Source organism: Mesorhizobium sp. M7A.F.Ca.US.005.03.2.1, from assembly GCF_003997795.1.
In the GTDB taxonomy this organism is placed as follows: Bacteria; Pseudomonadota; Alphaproteobacteria; order Rhizobiales; family Rhizobiaceae; genus Mesorhizobium; species Mesorhizobium ciceri.
Map to the genome: position 1 here is coordinate 1 of NZ_RZRP01000060.1, position 14,141 is coordinate 14,141.

Genomic DNA, 14,141 nt, shown 5'->3' on the forward strand with positions numbered 1-14,141 from the left:
CCCCGACAGCGGCCCTCATCTCGTCTATGTGCCCGAGCGCCCATTCTCAGCCGCTGGCTTCATCGACGACGTGCGTGCCACGCTCGATCGCCACAAGCGCTGCATCGTCGCCGTTTCGGAAGGCGTCAGCACCGCCGACGGCAAGGCATTGGTCGAAAGCCTGGTGCCGCCGGACAAGCTTGAGCGCGACGCGCATGGCAACGTCAAGCTGTCGGGCAGCGACCTGCCGGCCGCACTCGAGCGCGCGTTGGCGGAAGGCCTGCCGGGCAAGCGTGCCCGCGTCGATGCGCTCGGCTACATGCCGCGCGGCTATATCGGCGCCATCAGCGCGGTCGACGCGCAGGAGGCTTTCGATGCCGGCGCTTTCGCCGTCACCGTCGCCGAACAGGGCGGCGGCTCGGTGGCGCTGCAATATGACGGCACCAGAACGGTGCTGAAGAAAGTGCCGCTCAAGAACGTCGCCGGCAAGACCCGCCACATGCCGGACGATTTCATGAAGCCCGACGTCAATCAGCTGTCGGATGCCGGCATGGCCTATCTCAAGCGGCTGGTGCCGGAAAAGTACAAGGTCGGGAAGCCCTTCGTCTGATGCCGGGCTCACACCTGATGCCCGGCTCACTTCGTATGCCGGACTCACACTTGATGCCGAGCTGGTTCAGCAGGAGCGTGGTCGACGGCAAGACGACGATGCTGACCGAGCCCTTCGTGCATGCCTATGTTCGGGCCAATATCTGGCATCTGCGCGGTCGCGATGCCGACCTGCTCGTCGACACCGGTATGGGCATCTGTCCGCTGGCGCCGCAGATCGAGACGCCGCAGGGCAAGCCGTTGCTGGTCGTTGCCACCCACATCCATCTCGACCACGTCGGCTCGCTGCATGAATTCCCGTTGCGGGCCGGGCCAAGAATGAGCGCGGCTCGGTTCGAGACCATGGATGAGGCCGCGACTTACGCCTACATGTTCCACGACCTCGAGGGTGCCGTCTCGAAACTGCCGGCGCCCGGATGGAAGTCGGCCGACTACAGGATCCCGCCCGCGCCGTTGACGCGAACCCTGGACGAGGGCGATGTCGTCGATCTTGGCGACCGGCAATTTCGCGTGCTGCATTTGCCGGGCCATTCACCGGATTCGATCGCGCTGTTCGACGAGGCCGACGGACTGTTCTTCAGCGGCGATGCCATCTACGACGCCATGCTAATAGACGACCTGCCGGATTCCGACCGGGCCGCCTATATCAGTACGATGCGGCGCCTGCTCGACCTGTCGATCCGTATCGGTCATGGAGGACACGGACCGAGCTTCGACGGCAAGCGCATGCGCGAGATTGCTACGGCCTATCTCGGACGAACCGCCGGTGGCTAAGGCTCCAGCGAGGCAGCAAGGCGCGACCCGACGACTTTGTGACCCTGCCGCCGTGCGGATATTAAATCTTCGTAAGGTCGCCCGAAAACCCTAAATCGGGCCAATCCGCGCCCTAGATGTAAGGCCGTCGATCCGGTTGGCTGCCATGTAGGCGAGACGGGCAATTGCAACCTCGACACGCCGATGACCGATTTCCCGCATGGGAGGCCACGGCGCTGGATCAACTCTCGCCCGGACAAACGACCATGTCAGATATCCTTCGTAGGCATCGCGTCGCGGCCTTGCTGGGCGCTGCGCTGATCATATCCCCCTTCGTCATGTCTTTCGCCCAAAGCGCGGGCAACACCGTTCCGACCACCCAGACACCTGTTGCCGGCATCACTGCGCCCAATGGCTCGTTCGCACCCATCGTTGCCGCCGACAAGCCGGCGGTGGTGACGGTCACCACCGTCATGAAGGCACAGCCTGAAACGATGAGCGATGCCTCTCCTTTCGACGGCGGCTCGCCTTTCGACGACTATTTCCGCCAGTTCTTCGGTGACCAGGGCATGCCGACGCCCAAGACGCCGCCGCAACAGCAACCGCAGCGCGCCGAGGCGCTGGGTTCCGGCTTCATCGTCGCCTCCGACGGCACCATCGTCACCAACAATCACGTCATCGATGGGGCCTCTTCGATCAAGGTGACGCTCGACGACGGCACCGAACTTCCGGCCAAGCTTGTCGGGCGCGATGCCAAGAACGATCTCGCCGTGCTGAAGATCAAGTCGGACAAACCCCTGCCGACCGTCAAATGGGGCGATTCCGACAAGCTTATGCCAGGCGACCAGGTGCTGGCCTTCGGCAACCCGTTCGGCATCGGCACCACCGTCACGGCAGGCATCGTCGCGGCGCGCGGCCGTGACCTGCATAGCGGCCCGTTCGACGATTTCATCCAGATCGACGCGCCGATCAACCACGGCAATTCCGGCGGTCCGCTGGTGGATGTCGCCGGCAATGTCGTCGGCATCAACACGGCGATCTATTCGCCCAATGGCGGCAGCGTCGGCGTCGGCTTTGCCATTCCGTCGGACCAGGCCCAGAAGGTGGTGGCCAAGCTGATGAAGGGCGGCTCCATCCAGTACGGCTATCTCGGCGTTCAGATCCAGGAGGTGACACCGGATGTCGCGAGCGCCATCGGGCTCGACCATCCCGGCGGCGCGCTGGTTTCAGAGGTCAATGACGGCTCGCCGGCGGCCAAGGCCGGCATCGAGACGGGCGACGTCATCACCAGCTTTGCCGGGCAGGACGTAAAGGACCCCAAGGACCTGTCGCGGGCGGTCGCCGATGTCGCGCCGGGCGCCACGGAAACGGTCGATGTCTGGCGCAAAGGCAAGCCGATGCGGATTTCCGTCGATGTCGGCCAGAACAGCGCCGATGCGAAGACCGCGTCGCTGGATGACGGGTCCGACACGCCCAGTGCCGGGCGCGCTCCGGCGATAGGGCTCGGCTTGATGGATATAACGCCCGACATTCGCCAGCAGATGAACCTAGCCGGCAAGCAGCACGGCGCGGTGGTTGCCAGCGTCAATCCCGACAAAGCCGCCGCCGCTTCCGGAATACAGGCCGGCGACATCATCGTTGCCGTCAATCAGGTGCCGGTTAAGAACGCCAGGCAGGTAACCCAGGCAATCGCGCAAGCCGGCAAGTCTGGCCGCAAGTCGGTGCTGTTGCTGGTCGAGCGTGGCGACGCTCAGATCTACATCGCGGTGCCTTTTGCCAATGGCTGAGTAATGGCCTTGACGTGAACGGGACCGGCAGGGTTCGTCGGCGACGATCCCCTCCGGCCTCCGCCCGTCAAGATTTTGGTTGCCCGCCACGACATCTTCGAGAACATTGCATCAGGCTGATGTCGGCCCGATGCAGGAGATTGCCGCGATGGTCACCCGAGGTTTCTCTTCAGGACGGCGCCCGCCAACCGATGACGATGCCCGCATCCCGCCCGGCCAATATCTTGAACAGGGTTTTCCGGTGCTGTCGGCCGGTCCGACGCCGCGCGTGCGCACCGAGGATTGGTTTTTCACGCTGAAACATGGGCCACGGCCGATCAAGAAATGGAATTGGGCCGAGTTCAACGCGCTGCCGTTGACCAAGATGACGCGCGATATCCATTGCGTGACCGCATGGACCAAGTTCGACACGCCGTGGCAGGGCGTGCTGGTCGACGATATCCTTGCCGACGCGGGTGTGGAGCCGCCGACCGGCTTCACGCTGGCGCACGCGTTCGACGGTTACACCACCAATGTGCTGGTCAAGGATCTCACCGCCGGCAAGGCCATGGTCGCGCTGCTCTACGAAGGCAAGCCGATCACGCCGGATCATGGCGGCCCGGCAAGGCTGCTGGTGCCGCATCTCTATTTCTGGAAGTCGGCCAAATGGCTGAACAGCCTGCAATTCACCACGCGCGACGAGCCCGGTTTCTGGGAATTGCGCGGCTACCATATCTATGGCGACCCATGGCGCGAGCAACGCTACACGGACGATCCGTGAGCGATACGGCGGCAGTGCAGTCGCCCTGGCAAACAGCCGGCATCGTCCGCATCGAAAAGCGCACGCCGCGTGTCACCAGCTTCTTTTTTCAGCCGTCTCGGCCCTTCGCCTATCGCGCCGGGCAGCATGTCGACGTCAGGCTGACGGCGCCGGACGGCTATCAGGCGCGCCGCTCCTATTCCATCGCCTCCGCGCCCGAAACGAATGGCGCAATCGAACTGGCGATCGAACAACTCGACGATGGCGAGGTTTCGCCCTTCTTCCACGAAGTCGCGGCAATTGGCGACGAAATCGAACTGCGCGGGCCGCTTGGCGGGCATTTCGTCTGGCCGAAGGATGAGAGTGGGCCGCTTGTGATGGTCGGCGGCGGTTCGGGCGTCGTGCCCTTGATGTCGATGATCCGCCACCGCGCCGCACGGAATTCAGCGGTGCCCGTCGTCCTGGTCTTTTCGGTCCGGGTCTGGGACGAAGTGATCTTTCGTGACGAGCTGATCGCCCTCGACGAGCGTCAGGACGGCTTCGAGCTGGTGCTGACACTGACCCGCGAAGCCGCACGCCGCCCGGCCGACTATGCGCGGCGGGTGGACGTCGCGATGATGGCGCAAGCCATGGCGCGGCTGCCCGAGCCGCCTGGCATCGCCTTCGTCTGCGGCTCCAATGCCTTCGTTTCCGCGGCAGCCCAGGCGCTGATCGATGCCGGCGTTGCAGCCGAAATCATCCGCACCGAACGCTACGGAGTTTGAGCGGACGCCGCCTTGCGAGAAAGGTTCGTCGGATTCGCCTTCAGCCGATCGGCAAGAAACCCGCCGACAGCAACTGGAAAGGCAAGGCGCCATAGGCGGCCACCGTGGCCGCGTCGTTCCACTCGCGAAACTGTCGCGATGGTCGCGCCTCGAGCGTCAAGGCAACTCGCGCGCCGTCGAGCGTCACCTTGCCGCGAAAATGCAGCACGCGTTCCCTGCCGGATCGGCTGATAGCCACGGCACGCAGGCGAGCGATATGCTCGCCACCGTCATTGATCTCCATTTCGATGCGGCGCCGGACCGGCGGAACGCCGATCCTGACGGTGATGTCGAGCATCATGTCGCCGGTCGTTTGCGGACAGGCGATGGCCTGCGAAAACACCAGAGGCGCCGATGCGGCTTGCGGCTTGCCCGCGGCCGGTCTCCCGCGCCAGGGTTTGGCGGGCGGCTCCTGCTGCAACCGGCCCTTCTTCCGCTTCAGGCGCAACTGCTTGGCAAGGCCGCGCGACAGCCAGACCAGGCCGCCGAAATCCGTGCGCGGCTTGGCTTGCAGAACCGACGACCAACGCGACAGGCCAGCCCGGTCGGCCATCTCGAAGATTCTGGCCATTGTCCGTTCCGGCACCGGAATGCCGATCTCGAACGCCAGATAGGATAACGCCACCGCCGCTGGAACCGCCAGGCCGCGTCTTCCGACGATGTCGAGGAACATCCCCCAATCGACGTCTTCGGCATGGATGGCGACCGCGCAGTCGACAAGCCAGTCGCTGTGGGTGTGGGCGTCGAGGCCGCCATGGGCGATGGCCAGTGCCATGCGATCGGCCGGCGATGGCACGAAGACCGCGACGCCGCTGAATTGTGCCGGGACCGCCCGTTGCCAGATCGCCAGGTCGTCTTCCGCGCTCGTCTGCGACCCATCATAGCCGAGCTGGTGCAGGTCGATGTCGCCGAAACGGCCCTTGAAGAAGTTCATCGACCGCAGCGACGCCAACCGGGTTCGCAGATATTGCGCGCTGACGCCCGAGGCGATCTGCCAGTCGCGGTCGCGCAAGATGTCGAAGACGGCAGCCATGTCGCGCGGGCGCACCAGTATGTCGATGTCATGCGCCACCCGACCACGCTGCGCCGACGCGTTCAAGGCAATGCGGCTGGCGCCCTTGATCAGCATGATGTCGGCGCCGCCGTCGGCCATCGCCTTCAGCGCCGGCTCGGCCTCGCGCATCGCCATGCGCGACTTCGTCCACAGCATCTTCTGCAGGCCGACGAGGCGCGGGTGCGCGGTATGCCCGGCCAGTTTTCTGCCGAACCTGTCGGAGATGGCGGCGAGCAGACGATGTTCTCGAAACGAGACGAGGTCGATGTCGTTCTCGTCGAGCCAGCGCGCGGCGCAGGCAGCGGCTGCGTCCTCATCGGAGAGCAGCGCCGCCTTCAGCAACAGGTCCAACTGGCCAGTGGGCCACGACCAGCCATAGTCCGGGAAGCGGCGGCTGATGCGGCGAACAGGCCTGGCGTTCAACTGGAGCCCGCCTTGTTCTGGGCCCGCCGCTGCATGGCGAGCCTTGCGACCTGGATATAGCCCCGGTCGCGTGCCGGATCGCGGCCGTAGGAAAGGCTGCCCGGACGGATGCGGCGCAATGCAAGCACGTCGTCGAGCATGGCAAGTACAAAGCCTGCCTCACGAACCCGGGCGATCCAGTCGATCATCTCGCCGCGACCGCCTGGTGGGTCGATGATGGGACCGACGCTCTGCACCACCTCCTGGCGGATCATCATCGTCGTGCGCGACCAGCCGGCTCCACTGGCCGCATCGGGCAAATCGGGGCTGTCGCCGCGAAACGTCCGCCAATGCGTAAAGACGCCCGCTGTCCCGGGATGACGGCCGAGATAGGCCAGTTGCTGTTCGATCTTGTCCGGCAGCCACAAATCGTCGGCATCGAGCGTCGCGATGAGCGGCGTCGAGAGTGCCGCAATGCCACGGGTCGTTGCGCTGCCGGGTCCGGTATTGTCCTGTCGCAGCACCGTCACCGGCAGGTTCATCGCATCGATCACCGCGGCCGTATCGTCGGTCGAACCGTCATCGACCACGACGATGGCCTCCGCCTTTGCCGCCTGGGCCAGAACGGAGTTCAGGGCAGCGCCTATGGTGGCGGCCGCGTTGAAAGCCGGAATGACGACGCCGTAGCCTGCCATCAAAGGAACCGCCACTGCGCGAGATCCTTGAAGTCGAAAATCCCCTCCACCCGGCGCAAGCTGGGGTCGGCCCGGCGACGCTTCATCGACTTGTGAATGGCGCGCATGAACTCGCGAAAGGGCACATCGGCTTCCTTGGTCATGTTGCCGGGATGACGCCTGTAATAGAGAGCCACCGTATCGGGCATAACGTATTTTGCCTGGCTCTCAAAGATACGCAACAGATAGTCGGTGTCCTCGGCCTGTTTGAAATCCTCGTCGAAACCACCGGTGCGCTCGATGAGGTCTCGCGCGAAGATCCCGGCGGACAGGTGGATCCCCCGCACGGTGATGGAGTGGCTGTCGGCGGCCGGTTCCAGTGTCTCGCCATCTATCTTGTCGACCAGCGTCATGCGCGAATAGGTCAGCTCGAGGCCAGGATCCTCTTCGAAGCAGGCGAGATCCGCCTTGAAGCGGCCTATCGGGGAGATGTCGTCCGAATCGAGAAACGACACCAGACGCGTCTGCGGCAGCAACTGCTTCAGCCCGGCATTGCGCGCCTTGGTGACCCCGCCATTGATCTGCTGGAAAAGACGAATGCATGGGGCCTCGTCGATTAACGACCGTACGACGGCTGCCGAGCCATCGGTCGACCCGTCGTCGATGACGATGATGTCGAGATCGATGTCTTCGCGCTGCCTGAGCAACGAGCGCAGCGCCAGGCCAACGAATTGTTCGCGATTGTAGACCGGCATGATGACGCTCAGCCTCATCGGCGTCTCCAGCAGCGTTGCGGGCTTGGCTGATCCGAGCCGATTGTGTCGAGCATCATGGCATCCGCCAATCGGCGGGACTCTTCAATTCGAAGATGCCCTGGACCTCTCGCCGTGACGGATCGGCCTTGCGCCGCCGCATCGACTTGTGGATTGCACGCAAGTGGTTGCGGACCCTGCCGCTATGTTCCTTGGTGACATTTCCGGCGTGGCGTCGGTAGTAGATCGCGACGGTGTTCGGCAATTCGTAGCGCGGACCGGTTTCGAAGACTCGCAACAGATAATCCGTGTCCTCGGACTGCTCAAAGTCCTCGTCGAAATGGCCGATGCGATCGACAAGCGTTCGACTGAAGAGAGCGGTGCTCAGCGAAATTCCGCGAAGCGTCATGGTACAGCAGTCCGCCTCCGGCTCGAGCTTCTCGTCGTCGATCCGGTCGACCAGCGTCATCAGCGAATAGGTTAGCTCAAGCCCGGAGGTAGCCTCGAAGCGGGCGAGATCGGCCTTGAACCGTCCGGCCAGCGAGATGTCGTCAGAATCCAGGAATGACACGAACTCCGCATCCGGCGGCAGTTGCCGCAGCCCGGCGTTGCGCGCCCTGGCCACGCCCATGTTCGATTGCTGGAAGAGTCGGATGCAGGGGTTTTCGCGCATCATCGAGCGTACGGCCTCAGCAGAGCCGTCGGTCGAACCGTCGTCGATGACGATGATGTCGAGATCGGCGGCGTCCCGCTGCCGCACCAGCGAGCGCAATGCCGAAACGACATAGCGCTCACGGTTGTAGACGGGCATTATCACGCTCAGTTTCACGAAGCGCCCCGCACAAGAAAGTCCGCAATCGTGCCGGCTATCTCCTGTGGCTGCGTCCCCAGCGACAGACGATAGCACGGCAGCAGGCGGGTCAGGTCGCTGAAGAAGCGAAAGCCGCTCTCCCGCTCGCCCGGCATCTGCGCTATGCCGGACGGCGCCAAGGCAATCATGGCATCCCTGCGCGACACCGGCACGATCGAACTTGCCTCGCCTCCGCCGATATGTGGCACCACCAGCGCAACGATGTCCAGAGTTTCGGGCACCGGCCGTGGCGCAATGTCGTCAATGTGAAAAGCATGCTTGCCTTGCCAGTTGAGCGGACCGTGCGCCTTCAGCCGGTGCTTCAGCCCAAGTCGCGCGAATCCCTGGGGATCCTGCTTGAGTGTTGAAAACAACGGGCGGGCAGTCACGCCGTTGGAGAGGTCGACCAGCACATAATCGTCGCCGACGCTGTCCAGCCCGTGGAGGAGGCCGGCGGCGACGGTCCCGGATTTCCCGGCGCCGCCCGCGCCGGCCAGCAGTACGCCCCTGCCTTTGGTGCCGAGCGTCCCCGCATGGGCCAGCCGCATGCCACGTGCCGCATATTCCCAATGGAGGAAGGGGCGCAGCGGCGCTCCCGGCTCCCACGGTGGAAAGGCATCGGCCGAGGCCATCAATTGCACGCCAACGCGACGTTGCGGATCATAGAACTGCCAGAAATCCAGGTCATGGAAATGGTTGCCGCGCAATCCGGCTTCCGCCAGCCTGGTGGCGAAGCCATGCTGCGTGAAGGGTCCTTGGCCCCATCTGGCCGGTGCCGCGATGCCGTCAATGCCGGGATGTGCGACGAAGATGCGGCAGATGTCGGCAGGCGCTCGGTTGTCCGCAGCCGTGACAAAGCCATGAGCGAAGGCATCCGCCAACGCGCCGGCACTCACATGAGTGGTCAACTCCAGATGCGGCAAGCCCACCTTGCAGGTCAGTGGATAATGCGCGGCGCTGCTCTGCGCTTGCGCCAGGACATGACGTGCGTAGTCAGTCAGGTTTTCGAGAGTGACGTTTGGCATGGTCTGCCTGTTCCGGAGCTGTCCGGCAACGAGAGCCTGGCGGGCGCCTCAGTTGGCCTGCTTCACTGCGGGCCAGCCGAGGGGCTCCTCGACCTCGTGGATGGGATCGACGACAATGAGGTCGGCAAGGTCGTCATGGATGTCGACCTTGAGGGGCTCGCCGGCAGCGGCGAGCTGAGCCAGCAATTCGCTGGGAACCGGTCTTGCCACGCCATCGGTTGCGGCCGCCAGCAAACCGAATTCGAGCAATTGTGAAACAAAGCCGTCAATCGCGGCGGCATCGAGGGCGCCAATCCCGGTCGCGGCGCCGACCAGTTCGGAGGCAGGCACGCCGGACGACAGTGCATCCCAAAGCCTGCTGCCTGAATCAGAGAAGCCGAAATATTTACCGGTGGTCAGGTCGAGAACGACGGCTTCGCCATCGAAGGATTCAAAGACGATATCCTTGCTGGCAATGGCATATACGCCGGATTGTCGCATGTTTGCTCCCCGCCGAAGCAGGCCGCGGAGATGATCTTCGGCCCCTACGGTCAACCCCACCGTTGCAGGCGTCTAACCATTTGCAGGGTTTTTGGCAAGATGGCGTAGGCCCGGCCGAGCGCAGCTGCAGGCCGCGCGGGCATGGACAGTCTCTGACCGTGCCTGCCGGTCACGCCTCGATTTCAAGCGCCGAAAGCGGCTTCGAGCAACAGGCGAGGATAAAGCCGTCCTCGATTTCGTGATCGAGGATGCCGCCATTGTGGCTCATCTCGACGTCGCCCGCGACCTTCCTCACCTTGCAGGTGCCGCACAGGCCGAACTCGCAGGCGGCGGGAATCCGCACCCCCGAGGCGCGTGCCGTCTGCAGCACCGTCTGGCCGGCGACGCATTCGGCATCGACATCGGAATGCGAGAACCGGATCGGTGTCACGGCCTCCACGGTGGCAGCGGCGCCGTCTTCCGCCGGCGGCGAGAACGGCGCCGGGATCTCCTCCACGGCAGGCGCGGCAAAGCTTTCCTGATGGTATTTCGTCATGTCGAAGCCGGCTGCGTCCAGCATGCCACGCACGGCGCGCATGAAAGGATCGGGGCCGCAGCAGAAAATCTCGCGCTCGCGGAAATCGGGCGCCAGCAATGGCAGCCGGATCGCGTCGATGCGGCCCATATGGCCGAACCAGCCCTCGCGGCTCGACCGCTCCTCGATCATGAAGCCGAGCGACAGCCCAGGCATGCGGCTGCCGAGCAGTTCGAGCTCCTTGCGGAAAATGATCTCTTCCGGGCGGCGCGCGCAGTTGACGAAGCCGACATCGGTCCATGGCGCGCAGTCGTTCAGCCAGCGCAGCATCGACATCATCGGCGTCACGCCGGAACCGGCCGAAATGAACAGATATTTGGCGGCCGGGTGGCTATGCAGCGAGAAGTCGCCGGTCGGCCCATAGGCCTTGACGTGCGAACCGGGCGTCAGATGGTCGAACATCCAGCGCGTACCGGTGCTGCCCGCCTGCGCCTTGACCGTCACCGCGATCGAGAACGGCCGCGACGGCGAGGACGACAGCGTGTAGGTGCGCATCAGCGGCCCGTCCGATGTCGGCAGTTCCAGAGTCACGAACTGCCCCGGTTTGTAGCGGAACCAGGTCTGGTTGTCGGAGCGGAAGGTGAAGGTCTTCACGTCAGGCGCTTCGTCGCTGACGCCGATCACTTCCAGCACCTGCAGCCTGTCGTTCCAGGGCGTCATCTGGTCGAGATGGCGATAGAGGCCAAGGTCCGTCATCGCATTCATCCTCTTATCCCCTGGGCTAGGCGACGCTGCGCAGGGCCGGCCGGCCGCCTTCGGCAAGGCGCGGCCCGATGAACGACGCGTACCACTCGACGAACTGGATCACGCCGCCCTCATGCAGCTCCGAATAGGGGCCTGGTTCATAGGCAGGCGACAGGATGCCGAAGGCGTTTTCCTCGACGATGCGGCGGTCCTGGTCGTTGGTCTCGGTCCAGACATGGGTGAGCTCAGCGAGGTCGTAGTCGACGCCTTCGACCGCATCCTTGTGGACGAGCCATTTCGTTGTCACCGCGGTTTCCGTGGCACTGATCGGCAGCACGCGGAAGGTAACGGCGTGGTCGCCGAGGATATGGTTCCAGGTCGTCGGATAGTGATAGAGCAGCAAGGAGCCGATGCGGTCGGTTGAAACGCTGTCGGACAGGTTCTTCTGGACCGCCCGTTTTCCCGTCATGGTGTAGCTGACGGCATCGCGCAGCAAGGGCGCGCGGGTGGCGCGGTACTGCCCTGCCGGATCGATGCGGAATTTGCTCGGCAAGCCTGATGCCTCGCATCTGGCCCAGTGTGCGACCATTTCAGGGTCGCTGTCGGCGCCATGGACGCCGGTTATGGTTGGAGCCTCGGGGAAGGTCTTGCACAACTCGGGATGATTGGCGGCGCAGTGGTAGCACTCGCGGTTGTTTTCCCAGACCAGCTTCCAGTTGCCCTTCTCGACGATCGTGCTCTCGAAGGCGATCTTTGCTTCACGCAGCCGGTGCGGCAAAAGATAGGGTTCGATCATCGCCCGCATCGGCGCGAAATCTGCCGGTTCCTTGGCCAGGCAGATGAAGATGTAGCCGCCGACGCTCTCGCAGGCGACCGGCTTCAGGCCGAAATCACTCTTGTCGAAACCGTCGGCCATCTGGCGGGCAAACAGCAGGCGGCCGTCCAGCTCGTAGGTCCACTGATGATACGGGCAGACGAGCTTTGCCGCGGTACCCTTCTCCGTGTTGCACACGCGGCTGCCGCGATGGCGGCAGGAATTGTGGAAGGCGTTGATCTTGCCGTGCTGGTCGCGGACAAGGACGACCGGATAATCGCCGACCTGCACGGTGATGTAGCTGCCCGGCTTCGGCAGTTCGCAATCATGGCCGATGAACAGCCAGTCGCGATACCAGATCAGCTCCATGTCGAGCTTGAAGTAGTCCGGATCGGTGTAGAAGGGCTGCTCCAGCGAAAAGCCTTGCCGGCGCCCCTTCAGGAGCCTCAGCATGTCGTTGCGGATATCCATGTCCTGTCCTCGTTTCTAAGGACTGAACTGGTGGTGATGGAGGAAGGATTGAAACACAGGCCGGCTGTGTGCCGGACATGCGCTATCCACCTCTTGACCGCCCACCGCGATCAGTCGAGTCTAAAAATCTCGGGCTGGTTTCCGGGCTCTGGAGTTGTCCTTGCGGACCATCGCGACACCTTCCCAGGCGGTTGCCCAGTGGTCTCCCGTTGCGACTTGAACTCCACCACCGTTGCGGGGGCAGCGCCGGATTCTGACCGGCTTCCCAATTCTCCGCCTCGTCGTCACGAAGCGGCACCTGAGATGGTATGATCTAACCACGATCGCGGGCGCGCCGTCGGCATGAAAACGACATCGTATCCATGCGGCGCGACACGGCATGCGAAACGCTACTGCAGCTCGTCGCGGGCCGAGATCCCACCTCCCGGGCGGCCATTTGCCGGCTGCGATCTTCCCGAATCCGACCCTTCGCGGGGGGTCAAAAAAGGTTAATGGTTTCGAAAAGTGACTATTAGCTCGCCCTAAAATCGAACCGAACGGTTCGTTTCTGTTGACGGTGCGTGCAGGACGGTGTGAACGCTGGGCCTCTGAAACAGTCAGTGATCCATCAGGTGGCTACACCTAACACACTGATATGAAGAAGAAAAATGCATCCTTAGATTCCATTGGCACAATTTCAAGGTGGGGATTCATGGTCCACACGGAACAACTTCGTGATTGGAAAAGACGACCTTGCCCTCCCACATCGGGGCTGTCCGAACGACGCGATTTCATTTCCAAGACACGCCGCTAGACGGACGGAAAAAAGACGATACTGGAGTACCAAAAATGAAAAAGATCATTCTCACTGCCGCAGCCCTTCTGGCCATTTCCGGCAGCGCCTTCGCTGGTAGCGACCACTACGGTTCGAACGCCGCGGCAGCCACTGCTGTCGACAGCTCGTACACCGCTTCGACCAAGAAGTCGGAACCGGCTGCTCAGGCGCCTGCCCAGGGTGCTGACCGCAACCTCTTCGGCAACAACTAACAGCCGATTCCCAGTTTTCCGGTCGACGGCGGGCTCGCCCGCCGCCCTGGCGAAATTCAGACATTCAGGAGTATTCAAGATGAACAAGATCCTCATTGCTGCCGCCGCCGTTCTGGCCATCACCGGCAGCGCTTTCGCGGGCAGCGACAACTACGGTTCGAACGGCCCGAACCAGCCTGCCGCCGCTGTGGACCAGTCGTACACGGCTTCCACCAAGACCTCGGAACCGGCTGCCCAGACGCCCGCTCAGGGCAGCGACCGTAACCTCTTCGGTCGCTAACAACCAATTTCGCAACCGACGGCAGCTGTGTCTGCCGTCCTGGCGAAATCCAGAATTCAGGAGACTAAAATGAACAAGATCCTTATTGCTGCCGCCGCCGTTCTGGCCATCACCGGCAATGCCTTCGCCGGCAGCGACAACTTTGGCTCCAATGGTGCCAATCAGCCTGCCGCCACGACTTCGGTCGACAGCACGCGCACCTCTTCGGTACGCAACACCGGTTCGCCGGTCTACAAGCTGCTGAACTCGTCGGGTGACACCACCCAGAAGTCTGCTCCGCAAGGTGCCGACCGCAACCTCTTCGGCAACAACTAACAACCGAAGTCGATCTCCAAGTCAAAGAGCGGCGGGCCCGGCCCCCCGCTCTTTTTTTTGCCTGACACGG

The 14,141-nt window shown here is 63.3% G+C and carries 15 protein-coding genes, 1 pseudogene and 1 riboswitch; of the genes and pseudogenes, 8 read left to right on the forward strand and 8 right to left on the reverse strand.

Annotated elements, in window-relative coordinates; translation table 11 throughout:
- From EN991_RS05680 to EN991_RS05700, 5 genes and pseudogenes are all read left to right on the forward strand, one after another.
- Positions 1–589, forward strand: a pseudogene (locus EN991_RS05680) (6-phosphofructokinase); the annotation flags it as partial.
- 53 nt (positions 590–642) lie between these two features.
- Positions 643–1,362, forward strand: coding sequence for an MBL fold metallo-hydrolase (locus EN991_RS05685; RefSeq protein WP_127368344.1), 720 nt, complete (start codon positions 643–645; stop codon positions 1,360–1,362).
- Between the two features lie 245 nt (positions 1,363–1,607).
- Entirely contained in the window at positions 1,608–3,128 is a 1,521-nt protein-coding gene (locus tag EN991_RS05690; protein WP_127368345.1) for a DegQ family serine endoprotease, read from the forward strand.
- Positions 3,129–3,276: 148 nt separating this feature from the next.
- Positions 3,277–3,888 (forward strand): molybdopterin-dependent oxidoreductase, encoded by a 612-nt coding sequence (locus tag EN991_RS05695; RefSeq protein WP_127368346.1) that lies wholly within the window; start codon positions 3,277–3,279, stop codon positions 3,886–3,888.
- On the forward strand, positions 3,885–4,631 hold the full coding sequence (locus EN991_RS05700; RefSeq protein ID WP_127368347.1) for an FAD-binding oxidoreductase: 747 nt from the start codon (positions 3,885–3,887) through the stop codon (positions 4,629–4,631). The genes EN991_RS05695 and EN991_RS05700 overlap by 4 nt, the downstream gene beginning before the upstream one ends.
- A 40-nt stretch (positions 4,632–4,671) precedes the next feature.
- Here the strand turns inward: EN991_RS05700 and EN991_RS05705 are convergent, their stop codons facing one another.
- The 8 genes from EN991_RS05705 to EN991_RS05740 all read right to left on the reverse strand — a co-directional run bounded on the left by EN991_RS05705 (position 4,672) and on the right by EN991_RS05740 (position 12,450).
- Positions 4,672–6,147, reverse strand: coding sequence for a nucleotidyltransferase family protein (locus tag EN991_RS05705; RefSeq protein WP_027160997.1), 1,476 nt, complete (start codon positions 6,145–6,147; stop codon positions 4,672–4,674).
- Positions 6,144–6,821, reverse strand: coding sequence for a glycosyltransferase family A protein (locus EN991_RS05710; RefSeq protein ID WP_127368348.1), 678 nt, complete (start codon positions 6,819–6,821; stop codon positions 6,144–6,146). Before EN991_RS05710 ends, EN991_RS05705 begins: the two co-directional genes overlap by 4 nt.
- The gene (locus EN991_RS05715; RefSeq protein ID WP_127368349.1) at positions 6,821–7,573 is read right to left on the reverse strand and encodes a glycosyltransferase family A protein; all 753 of its coding nucleotides are present in this window, start codon (positions 7,571–7,573) and stop codon (positions 6,821–6,823) included. Before EN991_RS05715 ends, EN991_RS05710 begins: the two co-directional genes overlap by 1 nt.
- A 55-nt stretch (positions 7,574–7,628) precedes the next feature.
- Positions 7,629–8,381, reverse strand: coding sequence for a glycosyltransferase family A protein (locus EN991_RS05720; protein WP_027160995.1), 753 nt, complete (start codon positions 8,379–8,381; stop codon positions 7,629–7,631).
- Positions 8,378–9,427 (reverse strand): serine kinase, encoded by a 1,050-nt coding sequence (locus EN991_RS05725; protein WP_127368350.1) that lies wholly within the window; start codon positions 9,425–9,427, stop codon positions 8,378–8,380. The genes EN991_RS05720 and EN991_RS05725 overlap by 4 nt, the downstream gene beginning before the upstream one ends.
- Before the next feature lie 48 nt (positions 9,428–9,475).
- Entirely contained in the window at positions 9,476–9,907 is a 432-nt protein-coding gene (locus EN991_RS05730) for a PqqD family protein (RefSeq protein WP_013528271.1), read from the reverse strand.
- A gap of 169 nt (positions 9,908–10,076) precedes the next feature.
- Complete coding sequence (locus tag EN991_RS05735; RefSeq protein ID WP_127368351.1) at positions 10,077–11,177, reverse strand: hybrid-cluster NAD(P)-dependent oxidoreductase; 1,101 nt, start codon at positions 11,175–11,177, stop codon at positions 10,077–10,079.
- A 25-nt stretch (positions 11,178–11,202) separates the two neighbouring features.
- The gene (locus EN991_RS05740; protein WP_063169810.1) at positions 11,203–12,450 is read right to left on the reverse strand and encodes an aromatic ring-hydroxylating dioxygenase subunit alpha; all 1,248 of its coding nucleotides are present in this window, start codon (positions 12,448–12,450) and stop codon (positions 11,203–11,205) included.
- Positions 12,451–12,564: 114 nt separating this feature from the next.
- Positions 12,565–12,767: riboswitch (cobalamin riboswitch) on the reverse strand.
- A 511-nt stretch (positions 12,768–13,278) separates the two neighbouring features.
- Between EN991_RS05740 and EN991_RS05745 the strand changes: the two genes are divergently transcribed.
- The 3 genes from EN991_RS05745 (at position 13,279) to EN991_RS05755 (ending at position 14,071) form a co-directional block, all read left to right on the forward strand.
- Positions 13,279–13,476 (forward strand): DUF680 domain-containing protein, encoded by a 198-nt coding sequence (locus EN991_RS05745; RefSeq protein ID WP_013528268.1) that lies wholly within the window; start codon positions 13,279–13,281, stop codon positions 13,474–13,476.
- Positions 13,477–13,555: 79 nt separating this feature from the next.
- Positions 13,556–13,756, forward strand: coding sequence for a DUF680 domain-containing protein (locus EN991_RS05750; protein ID WP_013528267.1), 201 nt, complete (start codon positions 13,556–13,558; stop codon positions 13,754–13,756).
- A 69-nt stretch (positions 13,757–13,825) separates the two neighbouring features.
- Positions 13,826–14,071, forward strand: coding sequence for a DUF680 domain-containing protein (locus tag EN991_RS05755; protein WP_027160993.1), 246 nt, complete (start codon positions 13,826–13,828; stop codon positions 14,069–14,071).
- Positions 14,072–14,141: the final 70 nt, after the last annotated feature.